Source organism: Rhodococcus sp. TAF43 (assembly GCF_052113525.1).
Lineage (GTDB): Bacteria > Actinomycetota > Actinomycetes > Mycobacteriales > Mycobacteriaceae > Prescottella.
The window spans coordinates 33,848-52,655 of record NZ_JBFRDL010000033.1 but is presented as its reverse complement, the minus strand read 5'-3'; the positions used below and the strand labels follow the sequence as shown (position 1 = coordinate 52,655).

At 69.4% G+C, this 18,808-nt stretch carries 18 protein-coding genes; 12 read left to right on the top strand and 6 right to left on the bottom strand.

From position 1 onward, the window contains the following. Positions 1-97 precede the first annotated feature (97 nt). Complete coding sequence (pcrA, locus tag AB4Z09_RS19315; protein ID WP_442240473.1) at positions 98-2,548, bottom strand: DNA helicase PcrA; 2,451 nt, start codon at positions 2,546-2,548, stop codon at positions 98-100. Positions 2,549-2,934: 386 nt separating this feature from the next. Here pcrA and AB4Z09_RS19310 point away from each other — a divergent pair, with 386 nt between their 5' ends. Beyond that, the gene (locus AB4Z09_RS19310) at positions 2,935-3,228 is read left to right on the top strand and encodes a chorismate mutase (protein WP_114718170.1); all 294 of its coding nucleotides are present in this window, start codon (positions 2,935-2,937) and stop codon (positions 3,226-3,228) included. Between the two features lie 70 nt (positions 3,229-3,298). Here the strand turns inward: AB4Z09_RS19310 and AB4Z09_RS19305 are convergent, their stop codons facing one another. Beyond that, positions 3,299-4,750, bottom strand: a complete 1,452-nt coding sequence (locus AB4Z09_RS19305; protein WP_181818636.1) for an NAD-dependent succinate-semialdehyde dehydrogenase — start codon at positions 4,748-4,750, stop codon at positions 3,299-3,301. A gap of 77 nt (positions 4,751-4,827) precedes the next feature. Here AB4Z09_RS19305 and pgi point away from each other — a divergent pair, with 77 nt between their 5' ends. Then, complete coding sequence (gene pgi / locus AB4Z09_RS19300) at positions 4,828-6,477, top strand: glucose-6-phosphate isomerase (RefSeq protein ID WP_442240472.1); 1,650 nt, start codon at positions 4,828-4,830, stop codon at positions 6,475-6,477. 12 nt (positions 6,478-6,489) lie between these two features. Here pgi and AB4Z09_RS19295 read toward each other — a convergent pair whose 3' ends face one another. Together AB4Z09_RS19295 and AB4Z09_RS19290 are read right to left on the bottom strand one after the other, a co-directional pair. Further along, positions 6,490-7,287 carry an FAD:protein FMN transferase gene (locus AB4Z09_RS19295; protein WP_114718167.1) on the bottom strand — a complete coding sequence of 266 codons (798 nt, stop codon included), beginning with the start codon at positions 7,285-7,287 and terminating at the stop codon, positions 6,490-6,492. A gap of 64 nt (positions 7,288-7,351) precedes the next feature. After that, entirely contained in the window at positions 7,352-7,960 is a 609-nt protein-coding gene (locus AB4Z09_RS19290) for a TetR/AcrR family transcriptional regulator (protein WP_442240471.1), read from the bottom strand. 78 nt (positions 7,961-8,038) lie between these two features. On the opposite strand from AB4Z09_RS19290, the gene AB4Z09_RS19285 reads away from it, so the two are divergent. From AB4Z09_RS19285 to AB4Z09_RS19240, 10 genes are all read left to right on the top strand, one after another. Next, on the top strand, positions 8,039-8,803 hold the full coding sequence (locus tag AB4Z09_RS19285) for a crotonase/enoyl-CoA hydratase family protein (protein ID WP_442240470.1): 765 nt from the start codon (positions 8,039-8,041) through the stop codon (positions 8,801-8,803). A gap of 28 nt (positions 8,804-8,831) precedes the next feature. Then, a complete protein-coding gene (locus tag AB4Z09_RS19280; RefSeq protein ID WP_114718164.1) occupies positions 8,832-10,106 on the top strand; it encodes a hypothetical protein in 1,275 nt (424 codons plus the stop codon). Positions 10,107-10,193: 87 nt separating this feature from the next. After that, a complete protein-coding gene (locus AB4Z09_RS19275; RefSeq protein WP_442240469.1) occupies positions 10,194-10,715 on the top strand; it encodes a hypothetical protein in 522 nt (173 codons plus the stop codon). A 43-nt stretch (positions 10,716-10,758) separates the two neighbouring features. Next, positions 10,759-11,640 carry a DUF4097 family beta strand repeat-containing protein gene (locus tag AB4Z09_RS19270; protein ID WP_442240468.1) on the top strand — a complete coding sequence of 294 codons (882 nt, stop codon included), beginning with the start codon at positions 10,759-10,761 and terminating at the stop codon, positions 11,638-11,640. Beyond that, complete coding sequence (locus AB4Z09_RS19265; protein WP_114718161.1) at positions 11,637-12,599, top strand: ATP-binding cassette domain-containing protein; 963 nt, start codon at positions 11,637-11,639, stop codon at positions 12,597-12,599. The genes AB4Z09_RS19270 and AB4Z09_RS19265 overlap by 4 nt, the downstream gene beginning before the upstream one ends. Beyond that, positions 12,596-13,387, top strand: a complete 792-nt coding sequence (locus AB4Z09_RS19260; RefSeq protein ID WP_114718160.1) for an ABC transporter permease — start codon at positions 12,596-12,598, stop codon at positions 13,385-13,387. Before AB4Z09_RS19265 ends, AB4Z09_RS19260 begins: the two co-directional genes overlap by 4 nt. Positions 13,388-13,450: 63 nt before the next feature. After that, positions 13,451-14,914: a dihydrolipoyl dehydrogenase family protein gene (locus AB4Z09_RS19255; protein ID WP_114718159.1), complete on the top strand. Its 1,464-nt coding sequence runs from the start codon at positions 13,451-13,453 to the stop codon at positions 14,912-14,914. A gap of 79 nt (positions 14,915-14,993) precedes the next feature. Then, positions 14,994-15,590 carry a hypothetical protein gene (locus tag AB4Z09_RS19250; RefSeq protein ID WP_174908735.1) on the top strand — a complete coding sequence of 199 codons (597 nt, stop codon included), beginning with the start codon at positions 14,994-14,996 and terminating at the stop codon, positions 15,588-15,590. Between the two features lie 7 nt (positions 15,591-15,597). After that, a complete protein-coding gene (locus tag AB4Z09_RS19245; RefSeq protein WP_258557582.1) occupies positions 15,598-16,236 on the top strand; it encodes an RES family NAD+ phosphorylase in 639 nt (212 codons plus the stop codon). A gap of 40 nt (positions 16,237-16,276) precedes the next feature. Then, the gene (locus AB4Z09_RS19240) at positions 16,277-16,735 is read left to right on the top strand and encodes an SRPBCC domain-containing protein (RefSeq protein WP_220181874.1); all 459 of its coding nucleotides are present in this window, start codon (positions 16,277-16,279) and stop codon (positions 16,733-16,735) included. 19 nt (positions 16,736-16,754) lie between these two features. Here the strand turns inward: AB4Z09_RS19240 and AB4Z09_RS19235 are convergent, their stop codons facing one another. Together AB4Z09_RS19235 and AB4Z09_RS19230 are read right to left on the bottom strand one after the other, a co-directional pair. Further along, on the bottom strand, positions 16,755-17,558 hold the full coding sequence (locus AB4Z09_RS19235; RefSeq protein ID WP_442240467.1) for an IclR family transcriptional regulator: 804 nt from the start codon (positions 17,556-17,558) through the stop codon (positions 16,755-16,757). A gap of 31 nt (positions 17,559-17,589) precedes the next feature. Then, the gene (locus AB4Z09_RS19230; RefSeq protein ID WP_442240466.1) at positions 17,590-18,804 is read right to left on the bottom strand and encodes a cytochrome P450; all 1,215 of its coding nucleotides are present in this window, start codon (positions 18,802-18,804) and stop codon (positions 17,590-17,592) included. Positions 18,805-18,808 lie beyond the last annotated feature (4 nt).

Sequence of the window (18,808 nt, the reverse complement as noted above, 5' to 3'; positions counted from 1 at the left end):
GGTCTCCTCAGGCGATGACCTGCCTACCGAGCAGCCCCGACCAGAAGCAACCCAGCCACGGAGTCGAATATCCAGCCTGCCGACCGGCCTCGTTGCGTCAGAGCTTGACCATCGGCACGCCACCGATCAGCATCAAGCGGACCTTGCCCGCCGAACCGAAGTCGATCGTCACGGTCGCGGTCGGTCCGGCACCCTTCGTCTCGAGCACCTTGCCGAGCCCATACTTGTCGTGACTGACCCGGTCGCCGACCGCGAGCACGAGATTGTTGTTGCGCCCCCGGGGAGCGCCGAAGCTCGGCGTCGTACCGGCCCCTCGGCCACCACCGCCGCCGAATCCCGAACCGCTGTAACCGGATCCACCGTATCCCTGGCCGCGAGCCCGGCCACCTCCGATGGCTCCACCGGCACCGAGTACGCCGGGATCCTCGCGGCGCCAGTTCACCAGATCCGCCGGAATCTCCTGCAGGAAACGCGATTCCGGGTTGGTGACCGGCTGCCCCCAGGCCGAGCGCACAATCGCACGGGTCAGGTACAGCCGGTGCCGGGCGCGGGTGATACCGACGTACGCCAGGCGGCGCTCCTCCGACAGTTCCGCCGGGTCACCGAGCGCGCGCATGTGCGGGAACTGCCCGTCCTCCCAGCCGGTCACGAAGACCACCGGGAACTCGAGCCCCTTCGCAGTGTGCAGCGTCATGAGCGTCACGACACCCTCACCCGAGTCGGGTACCTGGTCCGAGTCGGCAACCAGCGAGACCCGCTCGAGAAACGCCGCCAGCGAACCGGGGTCGGGCAGGCCTTCGTCGTCGCGTTCACCGGCCTCGCCGGACTCGTCACCGGCGGCGGACTCGTCCTCCGCGAACGCTGCGGCGTTGCGGGCGTCGGAGCTGAACTCCCTTGCAACGCTGACCAACTCGTTGAGGTTGTCGAGCCGGGCGCCGTCCTGCGGATCGCTGCTGGCCTCGAGCTCGCGGCGGTACCCGGTGCGGTCCAGGACAGCCTCGATGATCTCACCGATGTCGGAGAGATCGTTGCCGTCGGCGTCGGTGCTCACCATCAACGCCCGCAGCCCGTCCATCAGTTCGAGAAACGATGCTATGGCCTTCTGGGAGCGGGTGTTCAGCAGCGGGACGACGCCCTCGGCGCCGGCGCGGAGGGCCTGCGCGAACCCGACCCCCTTCTGCTCGGCGTACACCGACACGCACGCCTCCGCGCGGTCACCGATCCCGCGGCGGGGAGTGTTGAGGATGCGGCGCAGGCTCACCGTGTCGTCCTCGTTCGCGAGCACCCGCAGGTACGCGACGATGTCGCGTACCTCCTTGCGTTCGTAGAACCGCGTGCCGCCGACCACCTTGTACGGAATGCCGAGGCGGATGAAGATCTCCTCCAGCGCACGCGAGGAGTTGTTGGTCCGGTAGAACACCGCGACGTCGCCGAACTTCGCGTCGCCGGCGTCGACCAGGCGGTCGATCTCCGACGCCACGAACTGTGCCTCGTCGTGCTCGTTGTCGGCGACGTACCCGGTGATGAGCTCACCCTCGCCGGAGTCGGTCCACAGGCGCTTCTCGCGGCGGCCGGTGTTCCGGGAGATCACCGAGTTCGCCGCCGACAGGATGTTCTGCGTGGACCGGTAGTTCTGTTCGAGCAGGATGGTCCGCGCGTCCGGGTAGTCGCGCTCGAACTCCTCGATGTTGCGGATCGTGGCCCCGCGGAACGCGTAGATCGACTGGTCCGCGTCACCGACTACGCACAGTTCGGCCGGCGGCACCGTGTGCGGATCGACAGCGCCCTCGGCGGCCTCCCCCACCAGTTCGCGAACCAGCACGTACTGCGCGTGGTTGGTGTCCTGGTACTCGTCGACCAGCACGTGCCGGAACCGGCGCCGGTAGTACTCCGCGACCTGGGGGAACGCCTGCAGCAGCCCGACGGTCTCGCCGATCAGGTCGTCGAAGTCCATCGCGTTCGCGGCCCGCAGGCGCTGCTGGTAGTGCGCGTACACCCGGGCCACCAGCTTGGGCATCTCGGCCGGATCCCGGTCCGCGGTGGCCGCGGCCTCCTCGGGATCGATCAGCTCGTTCTTGAGGTTCGAGATGTGCGTGGCGAGCAGCCGCGCGGAGAAGCGCTTGGTGTCGATGTCCAGATCCTTGGAGATCATCGTCAGCAGGCGCCGGGAGTCGTCGGCGTCGTAGATCGAGAAGTTCGAGTTCAGGCCGGGCAGCAGCGCCGACTGTGCCCGCAGGATCCGCACGCAACTCGAGTGGAACGTCGAGACCCACATGCTGTTGGCGCGGGGGCCGACCAGTTGGGCCACCCGCTCACGCATCTCGGCGGCGGCCTTGTTGGTGAAGGTGATCGCCAGGATCTGGCCGGGCATCACGCCGCGCTCGGCCAGCAGGTACGCGATCCGTCGGGTCAGCACCGCGGTCTTGCCGGACCCGGCTCCGGCCACGATGAGCAGCGGCGATCCCGCGTGCAGGACGGCCTCTCGCTGCTGCGGATTGAGACCCTCGAGGAGGGCGTCGGTCGAACCGTGGGCACCGCCCGAAGACATACCTGACGACATACCTGCAGCGCCGATCGTGGACCCGGAAATAGTATTCATCGCCTGTCAACGCTACCGGCGAAGTCCGACACTTCGGCAGCTACCCGATCCCGTCGACGGTGAAGGCAGTCACCCCTGCTTGGGCTGGTCTCATTTGCGTGGCAAACTGGAGTAATGATCATTGCCACGCAGGGGCACCAGCCGGGCGCCCGATGGCGCTCGCCCCGCGAGCACTGGCGATTTCCCAGCGGGTACCGACCTATGGTGCCCGCGGCCTGATCCCCCGCGCGCCCCGAGGTCCACACCGGATCCCGGGGCGTTCTTGTGAGCTGGACCCGGATTCGTAACGACTCGAGGGCACCGAACGAACCCAGTTCTGACACGAGGAGAAGAATATGAGCAGTCCGACCGCACCTCCTTCATCCGAGTCACCCGTTCCCGCGAGCGAGGCCGAGATCGATGAACTCCGCAAGGAGATCGACCGCCTCGACGCCGAGATTCTCGCGGCGGTGAAGCGCCGCAGCGAGGTGTCCCAGATCATCGGCCGCACCCGCATGGCGTCGGGCGGCCCGCGGCTGGTCCACAGCCGGGAGATGAAGGTCCTCGAGCGGTTCAGCGAACTCGGCCAGGAGGGCCATACCCTCGCGATGCTGCTGCTGCGCCTCGGGCGCGGGCGACTGGGGCACTGACCTCACCGGCACCGACACGTCCTACGAGAACCGCCCGGTCCTGCGACCGGGCGGTTCTCGTATGCCGGGGTCAGGTCAGCGCGATGTACTTGGTCTCGAGGTACTCGGCGATGCCTTCGCTGCCGCCCTCCCGCCCGAACCCGGATGCCTTGACGCCGCCGAACGGTGCGGCGGTGTCGGAGATGACACCGCGGTTGACGCCCACCATCCCGGTCTCGAGGGCGTCCGACACGCGCAGGGCCCGGTCGAGGTCGCGGGTGTAGATGTACGCGGCCAGACCGAACTCGGTGTCGTTGGCGGCGGCGACAGCCTCCGCCTCGGTGTCGAAGCCGGTGATCGCGGCCACGGGGCCGAACACCTCCTCGCGCAGGATCCGAGCGGACGCGGGCACGTCGGCGAGGACGGTCGCGGGATAGAACCAGCCCGGACCCTCCGGCGCGTCGCCGCCGAGCAGGACCTCGGCGCCGGCCTTCACGGCGTCCTCGACGAGGTCGGTGACCGTCTCGAGCTGGTCCCGGTTGATCAGCGGCCCCAGTGTCGTCTCGGGGTCGATACCGGGGCCCATCTTCGACGCTGCCATGCGTTCGGTGAGCTTCGCGGTGAACTCCTCCCGGACGGCGTTCGCGACGTGGAAACGGTTGGCAGCGGTGCAGGCCTCGCCGCCGTTGCGGAGCTTCGCGAGCATCGCGCCGTCCACGGCGGCGTCGATGTCGGCGTCGTCGAACACGACGAACGGAGCGTTCCCGCCGAGCTCCATCGACGTACGCAGCAAGCCCTTCGCCGACTTCTCGACCAGCATCCGGCCCACCGCGGTGGAACCGGTGAACGTGAGCTTGCGCAGACGGGGATCCTCGAGTAGCGGTTCGGTGACGGCACCCGAGTGCGATGTCGGCAGCACCGACAGCACGCCCTGCGGGAGGCCTGCCTCGACGAACAGTTCCGCGAGCGCGAGCATCGTCAGTGGCGTCTCGGACGCGGGCTTGACGATCATGGTGCAGCCGGCGGCCAGCGCGGGTCCGATCTTGCGGGTGCCCATCGCGAGCGGGAAGTTCCACGGGGTGATCGCCAGGCACGGCCCGACGGGCTGCTTGCTGACGAGGATGCGCCCGTTGCCGGCCGGCGCCGACTGGTAGCGGCCCTCCATCCGGACCGCCTCCTCGGCGAACCACCGGAAGAACTCGCTGCCGTACTTCACCTCGGCGCGGCTCTCCGGCAGGGCCTTGCCCATCTCGAGCGTCATCAGCTGCGCGAACGTCTCGGCGCGAACGGTGATCTTCTCGAAGACCGAGCGCAACAGCTCGCCGCGCTCGCGTGCCGGGGTCGCGGCCCAGTCCGCCTGCGCGGCCACCGCCGCGTCGAGCGCCTTGACGGCGTCACCGGGGCTGGCGTCGGCGACCTCGGTGAGGACCTCACCGGTCGCGGGATTCCGAACGGGGAACGTGGCGCCGTTCTCGGCGTCGACGGGGGTGCCGCCGATCCACAGCTTGGTAGGAACGGCACGAATCAATTCGGCTGGGTTCATGACCTCCATCATGCGCCGCCTCTCCAGAGAATGAGAGCCGACAAGATGTTCGGGTCCAGTGCCGATAAGCTGCCTCCATGAGCACAGACATCACCGGTACCGCAGCCTGGAAGAACCTGGATGCGCATCATCGAGTGATCGAATCTGCCCATCTGCGAAAYCTGTTCGCTCAGGATCCCGATCGCGGCACCGCGCTGACGGTGACCGCCGCCGACCTGTACGTCGACTACAGCAAGCACCGCGTGACCCGCGAAACTCTGGACCTGCTGGTCGAACTCGCTCGTACCGCGCGCGTCGAGCAGCGTCGTGACGACATGTTCGCCGGCGCCCACATCAACACGTCGGAGGACCGCGCGGTGCTGCACACGGCGCTGCGGCTGCCGGCCGACGCGCAGCTGACCGTCGACGGCCAGGACGTCGTCGCAGACGTGCACGATGTCCTGCGTCGCATGGGCGACTTCACCGACCGGCTGCGGTCCGGGCAGTGGCGCGGCGCCACCGGCGAACGGATCCACACGGTCGTCAACATCGGCATCGGCGGCTCCGACCTGGGACCGGTCATGGTGTGCGGCGCACTGCGCCACTACGCCGACGCCGGGATCTCGGCGCGGTTCGTCTCGAATGTCGACCCGTCGGATCTGGTGGGAACGCTCGCCGACCTCGACCCGGCCACCACGCTGTTCGTGGTCGCGTCCAAGACGTTCTCGACGCTCGAGACGCTCACCAATGCGTCGGCCGCGCGCCGGTGGCTGGTCGACGAGCTCGGCGAGAGCGCGGTGCCCAAGCACTTCGTCGCGGTGTCCACGCACGCGCAGCGGGTTGCGGAGTTCGGTATCGACACCGCCAACATGTTCGGGTTCTGGGACTGGGTGGGTGGCCGCTACTCGGTGGACTCGGCTATCGGCCTGGCAGTGATGGCGGTGATCGGCAAGGAACGGTTCGCCGAGTTCCTCTCCGGGTTCCACGCGATCGACGAGCACTTCCGGACAGCACCGCTCGAGCGGAACGCGCCGGTACTGCTGGGACTGATCGGCGTCTGGTACTCGAGCTTCTTCGACGCCGAATCCCGTGCGGTGCTTCCGTATTCGAACGACCTGGCCCGGTTCGCCGCCTACCTGCAGCAGCTGACGATGGAGTCCAACGGCAAGTCGGTGCGCGCCGACGGCTCCCCCGTCACCACCAAGACCGGCGAGATCTTCTGGGGCGAGCCTGGCACCAACGGCCAGCACGCCTTCTACCAGTTGCTCCACCAGGGCACCCGCCTGGTGCCGGCCGACTTCATCGGCTTCGCCGAGCCCACCGACGATCTGCCCACCGCGGACGGCACCGGCAGCATGCACGACCTGCTCATGAGCAACCTGTTCGCGCAGACGAAGGTGCTCGCATTCGGCAAGACGGCCGAGGAGATCGCCGCCGAGGGCACCGCGCCGGAACTCGTGCCGCACAAGGTGATGCCGGGCAACAGGCCGTCGACCACGATCCTGGCTCCGCGGTTGACCCCGGCCGTGATCGGTCAGCTCATCGCGCTGTACGAGCACCAGGTGTTCGTGGCGGGCGTGATCTGGGGCGTCGACTCGTTCGACCAGTGGGGTGTCGAACTCGGCAAGGCCCAGGCCCTCGAGCTCGGTCCGGTCCTGACGTCGACGGAAGCGCCTCCGCAGCAGGATGATTCGTCTACCGACGCACTGGTGCGCTGGTACCGGAAGCAGCGCGGCCGCACCGTCTGACGTCGGCGACCCTCACGCCGCGTGCGGATGACTCCATCCGCACGTGGTGTAGACGCGCCCGTCGTAGTCGACGAGTCGGGCGGCCAGTTCCTGCTGCTCGAGCCAGGCCACCGCACCGAGGTTCCGTCGCTGCGACGACGCCGCGGCCGCGTAGGCCCACAACGCGTCCCCGGCCATCACCGACACCTGTTCCCAGCCGCCTCCCACCCCTTCGCTCGCCCGGGTGCGATCTGCGCCGGCGGTCGCCAGCGCGGTACCCGCCGGCAGTTCCACCGCCCCGTCGCCCGGGACGGGAACCTGCCATCCGCCGGCAGGACAGTGTCCGGCCGTGGCGACGTTGCCGCCGACGCGGACCAGCACACCGCACTCGAGTTCGTGGGCGACCAGCGCGGCCGCCCGATCCGCGGTATCCGCCTTCGCGGTGTCGCCGATGTCGAACGACACCCCCCACGGTGCGAGCACGGTGGCGTCGTCGATCTGGACGTCCGCGAACGTGGGCTCCGGGTGGATGGACGGAACACTCGACGGCGGCTCGTCGAAGGCGAGCGGGCTGACCACGCCGTCGGTCATGCGGGCCACCCAGAGCGCCGATCGCAGGAGCCCGGCCAACCGGACACTGACTCGCACCGGCAGCCCCTGTGCCAGGTTGACGGCGTGGATCTCGGCGTCGCCGCGGTGGAGGCTGCAGGCGGATTCCGCCTCGGACAGGACCGCACCGACCAGCCCCGCCGCGGGTCCCAGCGCCGCGGCTTCGGTGACCTGGACCTCGATCTCCTCGTTCCAGGCGCTCCATCTCGTGTCGACAAGCATGACGTGCTCCGTGAATCGAGAAATTCGCTGCACCCAGTATGCGCCTGCACGGCAAACGCACTGGTCAACGCGTCGAGCGGACACCACCGACCGCGGTGAGGGCGAACCGGACCAGGTCTTCGATCACGCCGGGATCGGCACCGCCGGACGCCAGTGGGCCGGCCAGTACCTCGGCGGTGGCGCCGACGAGCGACGCCGCCGCCAGCGGAACGTTCTGCGGCTCGAGTTCGCCGTCGGCGATACCGTCGGCGACGGCCGCGGCGAACGCGTCGGCGAAGGTGCGGCGGAAGATGAGACGCTCGGCGTCGACCGCCGCGTCGACAGGTTCCGCGAGCAGCGTGTACGCGAGCTTCGGGTTTCGCATGGCCCGACCGCCGAAGGTCTCGATCACCGCCGCGATCCGCTCGGCGGCCGAACGACCAGGTCCCGCAGCCGCGTTCACCTCCGCAACCTCACGACCGACGATCTCTCGGAACACCGCGACCACGAGGTCCGACTTGCCCGAGAAATGCGAGTAGACGCTGCCGGTCGCCACCCCCGCGCGGGTGGCGACGGCCGCGATCGTCAGCCCCTGATAGCCCTCCTCCGACAGCACCGCGACCGCGGCCTGGAATATGGCGTCGCGTTGGGCCGCGAGACGCGCCTCGACGGCGGGGGTTCGACGGTAGGCCATGGTGGTCAGTGTTCCAGTACGGCCCGCGAACCCACGATTCAACCCTTCCGGCGCAGCGGCCCCGGGTAGCGTCGAACCATGCCGGTGCGCACTGAACGAACCGGGCCCGTGACGACCATCGTGTTGTCCCGGCCCGAGGTGCGTAATGCGGTGGACGGGCCCACCGCCGCCGCGCTGGCCGAGGCGTTCCGCGAGTTCGAGAACGATCCCGATGCCGCAGTCGCGGTCCTGTGGGGCGACGGTGGCACGTTCTGCGCGGGCGCCGACCTCAAGGCACTCGGCACGGACCGGTCCAACCACGTCACACCCGACGGCGACGGACCGATGGGACCTACTCGCATGCGACTGTTCAAGCCGGTGATCGCCGCGATCGCGGGGCACGCGGTGGCCGGCGGTCTCGAACTGGCGTTGTGGGCGGACCTGCGAGTCGCGGAGTCCGACAGCGTCTTCGGCGTCTTCTGCCGGCGCTGGGGTGTACCACTGATCGACGGTGGCACCGTGCGCCTGCCCCGCCTCGTCGGCGCGGGACGCGCAATGGACCTGATACTGACCGGCCGCGCGGTCGACGCCGACGAGGCCCTCGCGATCGGCCTGGTCAATCGGGTGGTGCCGCCGGGGCAGTCGCGGGCCGCCGCCGAGGAGTTGGCGACCGAACTCGCCCGATTCCCGCAAACCTGCCTCCGCGAGGACCGGATGTCGGCGCTCGAGCAGGAGGGGTTGTCCGAGGAGAATGCCCTGGCGTCCGAGTTCCGGCACGGCATGGTGGCGGTCACCGTCGATGCGCTCGGCGGCGCCGCCCGGTTCGCGGCCGGCGAGGGCAGGCACGGCAGTTTCGGCAGCTGAGGCCCGCTTGGCGGTAACGTCCGATCCCATGGACCGGTTGACCATGGTGGACGAGATCTTCCTGCGCCGACATCACGGCTACGGGTTGCCGATCGTGATGCAGGGTTTGTGGCGCACCGCCGACGTCATGGATGGCGCGGTCCTCGCGTCGGTGCACGACGGGCTCAGGCACGGGGCCCTGGCCCGGCGGGTCGTCCGTCCGCGGGTGCCCGGCGCCCGATTGCGCTGGGTGACCAGCACCGACTGCTATCCCCTGCGGTACGACACCGAGACCGTGCCGGTCGACGACGTGCTCCGGTGGGCCGACGCGGAGGCCGCCGTCGACGTCGACCCCGAGTTCGGGCCGGGGTGGGCGCTGTCGGCGGCGCCGGTCGCCGACGGTGGCACCGTGATCTCCCTCGTGTGTTCGCACGTGATCGCCGACGCCCGCGGACTGATCTCCGCGGTCGACGCGGCCCTCACCGGCCGATCGACCCCACCGACCATCTCGCGCACGTCGGACGTGGCGGACGCAGCGCGCCTGGTCGGTACCGTCGTCGGGCGCGGGCTGGCGGCGACGCTGGGGCTGGCGTTCAGCGCGCGCCGGCGCCGTGAACTGCGGGACTTCGTCGACCAGACACCGGAGCCCGGGTCGGGCCAGGCCCACAGGCCGTCGGCGATGTGTAGCGCGATTCTCGACATCGACGCGACCGCCTGGGACGCGGTGGCCGCCGAACAGGACGGCACCGCGAACGGACTGTTCATCGCGGTGCTCACCGCGATCGCCGACGCCGCCGGGGTTCCGATGCCCCTGAACATCTGCCTGCCGGTCGACATGCGCAGTTCCGAGACGGCCGACAACTCCATCGTGATGACGGATGTGACTGTCGGACCGGAGGATTCACTCGCCGACATCCGCGAGCTGAGCCGGGAGGCGTACTCCCGCCCGCCGATGGGCGCGCCGTCGGGGTTCCCGGAGGAGATCTCCCAACTGCTCCCCGACCGACTGGCGCACCACCTGACTGCGGGCGCGGGCGAACGCGATGCACTCTGTTCCAACATCGGGCGGCTGCCCGACTCCGTCGGGTCACTCGGCCCGCACCGCACGACCGGCGTGGCGACCCGCGCCGTCCACCCGCGCCTGGCCGTGGACCACGACGCCGGCACCATGACGCGGCTGTCGGCGTACCTGTGCTCGTACGGCGACACGTACTCGTTGTCGCTGGTCGGGGTCGATCCCGCGTACTTCGACAGCGCCGACGAACTGCGTGAACTCGCCGTCGCACAGCTCGCGAAGCGGGGGTTGTCGGCGCAGGCCTGGTGAGCCACATGGCACCACTCGGCGCCATGTGGACAAGAATTTGATGCCAAACCCTTCCCATTGGCATCATGTTGGTGCCATAGTGGTGCCATGGACCTCACACCGTACGTCTCCGCACTCCACAACGATCTCGCCGTCGCGGCCGAGGCGGGCGGCCCGGACGCCCGCGCACTCGCGGAACGGTTGACGGCACCGCTGGATTCGGCGATCCGACTGGCACTGCTGGACGCGCTCTCGGCCGCCGCGAGCGAGATCACCAGTGAACTGGCCCCCGGTTCGGTCGATCTGCGCCTGCGCGGACGCGAGCCCAGCTTCGTCGTGACCCCGCCGCCCGCGCCGCCGGCGTTCACCGACCCCGGCGAGGGCTCCGAATCCGAGCCTCCGACGCCTCGTCCCGCAGAGACCGACGAGGGGCCGATGACCCGCATCAATCTCCGACTCCCGCAGGACCTCAAGGACCGTGTCGAGGACGCGGCCCGTACCGCCGGGCTGTCCGTCAACGCCTGGCTGGTCCGGTCGGCCGCCGCCGCGCTCGACGACGGCAGCGGCGCCCGACGGCCCGAGCGGCGCGCCCCGACCGGCGGCGACCGCTACACCGGCTGGGTCCGCTGACCCCGGCTGACCCCGCACACCATCGAACCCCCGAGGATCACCAATGCCTACTTTCGCCAGCACAGAACCGATCACCGCAACCCTCCAGTTCGCCGTCGGCGACGCCACCATCACCGCGAGCGATCGTGACGACACGGTCGTGGAGGTCCGCCCCAGCGACCCGAACCGCGAGACGGACGTGCGCGCCGCCGAACAGACCCGCGTCGAGTTCGCCTCGGGCCGACTGCTCGTACGAGCACCGAAGCCCCGAGTGCTCGGCGTGTGGGGCAAGGTCGGATCGGTCGACATCACGGTCGCACTGCCCTCCGGATCGGCGGTCGAGGCCGACGCGTCGGTGGCGGCGTTCCGCTCGACGGGCCGACTCGGCGACTGCCGGATCAAGACCTCGACCGGCGACGTCCGCCTCGGTGCCACCGCCGCACTGACCGCGCATTCCGGCGCCGGCGCGATCGTGGTGGAGAGTGTGTCCGGCGACGCCGACGTGAGCACCGGCTCGGGCAAGGTCGAACTGCCCCGCGTCGACGGCAGCCTCGTCGTCAAGAATGCCAACGGGCACAACCGGATCGGCAGCGTCATGGGAAGTCTCCGGGTCAAGACGGCGAACGGCGACGTGACCGTCGACCACGCCGGCGCCGACGTCACCGCCGCGACCGCGAACGGCGACATCCGGATCGGCGAGGTCACCCGTGGCACCGCGTCCCTGCGGACGGGACACGGCGAGATCGAGGTGGGAATCCGGTCCGGCACGGCCGCGCGCCTCGACGTACACACCTCGTTCGGCAAGGTCCACAACAGGCTCGCCGAGACGGCCGGACCGGCATCGACCGACCAAACCTTGGAACTCCAGGCCCACACCGGCTTCGGCGACATCATCGTTCACCGCGCAGAGGTCGGGCAGACAACTACCGGAAAGGCAGAGCTATGACGACATCGGTCAGCACCCGATCGGCGATCAGCGTTCGCTCGCTTCGAAAGTCCTTCGGAGACAATGTAGTGCTCGACGGCATCGACCTCGACATCGCGGAGGGAAGCGTCTTCGCCCTCCTCGGTCCCAACGGGGCGGGCAAGACCACCACGGTCCACATCCTGTCCACCCTCGTCCGCCCCGACGCGGGTGACGCGACGGTCGGCGGCCACGATCTGGCACAGGAACCCGACGCCGTCCGCCGCGCGATCGGCGTCACCGGGCAGTTCTCCGCGGTCGACAACCTCCTCACGGGCCGCGAGAACCTGATCCTGATGGCCGATCTCCACCACCTGGGCCGGGACGCCGGTCGGCGCCGGGCGAGCGAACTGCTCGAGCAGTTCGACCTGGTCGATGCGGCCTCGAAACCTGCCGGGAGCTACTCGGGTGGGATGCGGCGGCGACTCGACCTCGCGATGACGCTGGTCGGTAGTCCCCGGATCATCTTCCTCGACGAACCGACGACCGGACTCGATCCGCGCAGTCGACGCACGATGTGGGACATCATCCGCGAACTCGTCGCGGGCGGCGTCACGATCTTCCTCACGACGCAGTACCTGGAGGAGGCCGACCAACTCGCCGATCACATCGCCGTCCTCGACGGCGGCCACGTGGTCGCGGCAGGCACGCCGACCGAACTCAAGCGCCTCGTACCGGGCGGTCACGTCAGCCTGCAGTTCATCGATCCGGACGAGTTGGACTCGGCTGCAACATCACTCGCCGACGCCGTTCGTGACGACGACACCCTCACGCTGCAGGTTCCCGGAGACGGCAGCATCCGGTCACTGCGGTCGATTCTCGACCGACTCGACGCCGACTCGATCGAGGTCGCGAATCTGTCGATCCACACGCCCGACCTCGACGACGTCTTCCTCGCACTCACCGGCCGACCCGAAACACGAAAAGAGGCAGTGCGATGACCACGATGACGTACACACTGACGGACTCGGCGACCATGCTGCGGCGCAGCCTCCGGCACATCGTCCGGTACCCGTCGATGACGGTATTGCTCGTGGGGATGCCGATCGTCATCCTGCTGCTCTTCGTCTACGTGTTCGGCGGGACTCTCGGTGCAGGCCTGGGAGATCCGACCGGCGGGCGCTCCGCCTACGTCGATTTCGTGACCCCGGGCATCCTGCTGATGACGGTGGCCGGCGCCGCTCAGGGAACCGCGATCTCCGTCGCCACGGACATGACCGAGGGCATCATCGCCCGGTTCCGCACGATGGCGATATCGCGCGCGTCGGTGCTGACCGGTCACGTCGTGGGCACGATGATCCAGACGATGCTGAGCCTGCTGCTGGTCACCGGTGTGGCACTTCTCGTCGGGTTCCGCCCGACGGCCGGGGTCGTCGAGTGGATCGCGGCGATCGCGCTGCTGGCGGGTTTCACGTTCGCGATCACGTGGCTGTCCGTCGCGCTCGGGCTGGTGTCGAAGAGCGTCGAGACCGCGAGCAACCTACCGATGTTCCTGATCCTGCTGCCGTTCTTGGGTAGCGGTTTCGTCCCCACCGATTCCATGCCGACCGGCTTGCGCTGGTTCGCCGAGTACCAGCCGTTCAGCCCGGTCATCGACACCCTGCGCGGGCTTCTCCTGGGCGGTCCGATCGGCGCCGACGCAGCCCTGGCGGTCGCCTGGTCCGCCGCAATCGCCCTCTTCGGGTACGTGTGGGCGAAGCGCCGGTTCGAGCGTCGCTCGATACGCTGATCCCCACCCCCTGGCCCGACCGGAAGCGGCGCGAAACCGCCCGGTCGGGCCTACCGTGGATTCATGGCTCCCGAAGAGTTCGACGTCATCGTGATCGGAGGCGGGCCGGCCGGCGAGAACGCGGCGGCCTACGCCATTGCCGGCAGCGACCGCACCGCGGCGCTGATCGAGCACCAACTGGTGGGCGGCGAGTGCTCGTTCTGGGCGTGCATGCCGTCGAAGGCACTGCTGCGACCGGTGGAGGTGCTCGGCACCGCGCGGCACATGCCGGGTGTGGAGGAGAAGGTCAACGCCTACGGACTGGATGTCGAGGCGGTCCTCACGCGCCGCGACGGCTTCGTGCACAACCTCGACGACTCGTCACAGGTGTTGTGGGCGGATTCGGTCGGCATCGACGTCATCCGCGGCAGCGCCCGCATCACCGGGGCGCGGGAGGTGACCGTCGGCGACCGGGTGCTGCGGGCCCGGCACGCGGTCGTCCTCGCGACCGGCACGACCGCCTCCGTCCCCGGCACACCGGGCCTGCAGGAGGCGCTGCCGTGGACGTCGCGCGACGCCACGAACGTGCGGGAGATCCCCAGACGACTCGCGGTAATCGGCGGTGGCGTGGTGGCGTGCGAGGCCGCGACGTGGCTGCACGAACTCGGCGCCGACGAGGTGACGCTCGTCGTCCGCGGGTCCGGGCTGCTCGGACGCACCGAACCGTTCGCGGGCGAGATGGTCGCCGAGAAACTGCGCAAGCACGGCGTGAACCTGCGCTTCGGCGCGAACGTGGAATCGGTGACTCGCATTGCCCCGTCGGACACCGGCATCGGCCGGATCCACGGCGGACCCGTCACGCTGGCGCTGAGCGGCGACGGCTCGGACCCCGAACTCGAGGCCGACGAGATCCTCGTCGCGACCGGACGCACCCCCGCCACCGCCGGGCTGGGGCTCGAGACGCTCGGTCTGCCCGATCTTGATTCTCACGGCTACGTCACCGTCGACGATCACCTCACTGTGGCGGGCGTCGACGGTGACTGGCTGTACGCGGTGGGCGACGTCAACGGTCGGTCCCTGCTCACCCACATGGGCAAGTACCAGGCGCGGGTGTGCGGCGACGTGATCGCGGCGCGAGCGGAGGGCCGGCCGCTCGACGGGCCCCGGTTCGTCGCGTCCGCCGATCACGGGCAGGTGCCGCAGGTGGTGTTCACGACGCCCGAGATCGCCGCGGTGGGCCGCACCGAAGAACAGGCCCGTGACGACGGCCTCGACGTCGAGGTGCTGGCGGTCGACATCGACGTCGCGGGTGCCGCGCTGTCGCGGGACGACTACACCGGGCGCGCGGCGCTCGTGATCGACCGGGCCACCGACACCGTGGTGGGCGCGACGTTCGTCGGATCCGGGGTCGCGGAACTGGTGCACGCGGCGACGGTCGCGGTGGTGGGCCGGGTCCCGGTCGAGACGCTGTGGCACGCGGTCCCGTCGTATCCGACGGTCAGCGAGGTGTGGTTGCGGCTGCTCGAGGCGAGACGCAATCCGTCGTGAGCACCGCGAGGACGTTCCCCACCTCCTGGCCGACACGGTCGGTACGCGGTACGCTGGTGGCACATACGGAGGTGTGACCATGCTCGTCGACCGCGACCGTGCCCGCGACACGATCCACGCGCTGTCCGATCAGGATCTGGTCGAGCTGCTGGCAGAGGAGTTCTCCCGTCGGCCCAACCTGCGGCCGGTCCGCGACGACGTGACCGCGCTGATGGCGATGGGGCCGGCGCTGGCGCTGCAGCACGAGCGCGCCGTCGCCAACCCCGCCGCAGCCGCGGTGGCGCGCACCCGCATCGTGTCCTCCGCTCTCCGGTCGCTCGTCGACGAGCACGAGATGTTCGACTCCACCACCGTCAGCCGAGCCCTCGGCAAGTCGGCCACCAGCCGCAACACCGCCAGCCGCCTGGCGGCGGCGGGCACCGTCATCGCACTGCCCGCGTCCGGGCACAATCTCTTCCCTGCCTTCCAGTTCGACGCCGAACGCCGCGAGGTGCGCCCGATCGTCGCCGAGATCAACCGAATGATCGGCGCCAAGGACGATCCATGGGGCACCGCGTCGTGGTGGCTGTCCCCCACCGCCTTCGCCGACGACCCGCGCTCCCCTGCCGAGCTCGCCGTCGCGGGCGGGCACGAGCAGGATCTGCGGGACATGGCCGACGACCTGATCCACGGCTGAGCATCGCGTGATCTACCCGGATCCGCCGGCGCTGCTGCCACCCGCCCTGATCACCACGCTTCCCGCCGACACGTCGGTGTGGCGCATTCACAGCGCCGTGCGCGGCGCCGCCGACCTCAACCCCACCCCACGACCACGCCCGCGTGCCGGCGGCAGGTTCGACAGTCTCGACGGCTCCTACGCCTACCTGTATCTGGGGGACAGTCCCGCAGCCGCGGTCGCGGAGACGCTGTGCCGGAACCTGCCGGTCGACCAGTCCCCCAGACTGATTCCGCGGGTGCAGATCCGGGGACGCGTACTGAGCGAACTGCGAACCACCCGCCCGGTGCGGGTGGCCGACCTGACCGGCACCGGGTCGGCGCGCCTGAACGCGGGCGTCTGGCTCACCAAGTGCGACCCGTCCGGCTACCTCCACACCCGGCGCTGGGCCGCAGCCGTCCTGGCCGCCAATCCCGGCATCGACGGCCTGCAATACCGGCCCCGGCACGACGAGAACAACCTCGCCTGGATGCTCGCCGGCTCCCCCGGCACCATCGCGCACCCCGCGGTCACGGCGGTCGGCGGCGTCGTTCCGCTCGATTCGGCGGACGGGCACTACCTTCTCGGGGCGCTACTCACCGCCCACAATGCCGCTCTCGCGCCCTGATCACGCCCGCCCGGGACCGCACGAGTGCGACACTCACGGTGTGTCGTCGACGCGAATCATCAGGGTCCTGCACGCCCCGCGGGAACGGGTCTTCCGCGCCCTGCTGGATCCGGAAGCGATCGCGACCTGGCGCGTCCCGGCGAACATGACCGCGCAGGTGCACCGGTTCGACGCCCACGTCGGCGGGCACTACCGCATCTCACTCACCTACGACTCCCCCGACGTGGCCGGCAAGACCACGGCCCACACCGACACGTACCACGGCTACTTCCAGTCCATCACCGACGGCAAGCAGGTGAAGGAACAGATGGAGTTCGAGACCGACGACCCTGACATGCGCGGAATGATGAACGTGTCGATCAAGCTGTGGGACCACGCCGACGGCACCGAACTGGACGTCCTGCACACAGGCATTCCGCCTGGGGTCGATCCCGCGGACAACGAACTCGGCTGGAATGAGGCGCTCGATCGGCTCGCCGGGATCGTCGAACACGGGTGACGCCCGTGCCCGACATCGTTCAGTCCGGCAGCCCGCCTCCGTAACCACGGGCCGTCAGGCCGCCCGGCTGCAACGAACGGCCGATCGACCGCGCCGCAGCGCGCACCATCTGGGACAGTGCAGTCGTCTGCGCGGTCTCGGCGTTGACGACTATCGCGAGGGCGGCCGTGGCCACACCCGGGCGTCCGAAGATCGGTGCGGCGATCGACAGCGCCTCCATCGTGACCTGACGGTCACTGATCGCCAGTTCCCGCTTGCGAACCTCCGCGAGTGTTCGACGCAGCTCGTCCGCGGAGGTGATGGTCTTCTCGGTGAACCGTTCGAGCGGTCTCGACAGCACCTCCTCCTGCACCATGATCGGCGCGAAGGCCAACAGCGCGAGTCCGATGCTCGATGCGTGGATCGGGAATCGTCCTCCGACCCGGGTTCGGACAGGAACGGCGCGCTTGCCGCCGATTCGTTCGAGGAAGATGATCTCGGAACCCTCGCGTACCCCCAGCTGAACGTTCTCCTGCGTGATCTGCGACAGGTCCTCCATCACCGGCATGGCGAGCTCGCGCAGCATGGTGCCGCGGGGCGCGAGCGACGCGACCTCCCACAGCCGCAGCCCGATCCGGTACCGGCCCGAACCGTCCCGTTCGAGCGCGCCCCACCCGGTCAGGTCCGCGGCCAGCCGGTGCACGGTGGTGAGTGGGAAGCCCGTCAGGCGGGACATCTCACTGAGCGTCAGAACGGGTTGGTCCGGAGAGAAGACCTCGAGCAGGTTCAGTGCCCGCACGGTGACGGAACCGGTTGGGCCCCGGCGACTCCCGACCACGGACATGTCCAACACCCCACTCAAGGCCTTCATCGACTCAGACGGGATGCACCCGCACCGGAATGCTAGCCCAGCCCTTGAGGGTGTTGTTCAGCCTCGGGACGGCGGCGGCCGTCGGCTCGATCCGGCGTACCCGGCGTGCCAGGGCAGTCAGGATCGTCTCGGCCTCGAGCCGCGCGATGGGCTGTCCGACGCACTGGTGAATGCCCATTCCGAAGGCGACGTGGCCGCTCGCGGCGCGCTGGATGTCGAACTCCTCGGACCGGTCGCCCCAGTGCCGCTCGTCGCGGTTTCCGGATCCGAGGAACAGCAGCACCTTCTGGCCTTCCGCGATCCGGTGACCGGCGAACTCGGTGTCCGCGGCGGTGGTCCGGAAGAACGTCTGCACAGGGGACTCGAAGCGCAGCGCCTCGTCGAACGCGAACTTCGCCAGGTTGGGCCGTTCGTGCAGGATGCTCCACTGGGCGGGGTGCGCGGCCAGCGCGTGCAGGGCGTTCCCGATACCGAACACCGTGGTGTCCACACCCGCGGTGAGCAGCGAGCGCACCAGCATCGGCGCCTGAGCATGTGTGATCTCGCCGCGGTCGGCGGCTGCCCAGATCTGCGCACCGAATCCCGTGGCCGACAGGTTGGCACGCTCGCAGCTCTCCGAGATCCACGCCTGGATCGGCTCGGCGGTCTCGAGCGCCCTCGTCACCCGGTCGTTGCGGGGGCCGAAAGCGTTGAAGGCCATCGCGCCGTACGGGAGAAGATTCTCGCGGCCCTCTGCGCGCACGCCCACCGCATCCGGGAACACCTGCAGAGGGAACACCTCGGCCAGGTCGGTGACCGCATCGAACTCGCCACGACACACCAACGCGTCCACGAGCAGATCCGCCTGCTCCTGGAGGTGGTCTCGCAGTTGGCGGACCGATCGCGGCGACAGGATCGCACTCATCGCCGCCCGCACCGGGGTATGGTCCGGCGGGTCGGCCTCGAGCAGCAAACTCGGTGTTCGCCAGGGTTTCTCATGCTGGAAGTCACTCAGACCGACGCCCCGGCCGGAAACGAACGTGCGCCAGTCGGTGAGCGCGGCGTGCACATCCGTGTAGCGGCCCATCGCGAGGACGTCGTATCGGGGCAGGCGTACGACCGGTCCGGCGGCTCGCAGCCTGGCATGGAATTCGTACGGATTCGCCAGGGTCGCATCGTCGAACGGGTCGTCGTCGAGGCCGGGCAGGTCCAGCCGCACGGTCGAGGTCTCGGTGGTCATGTGT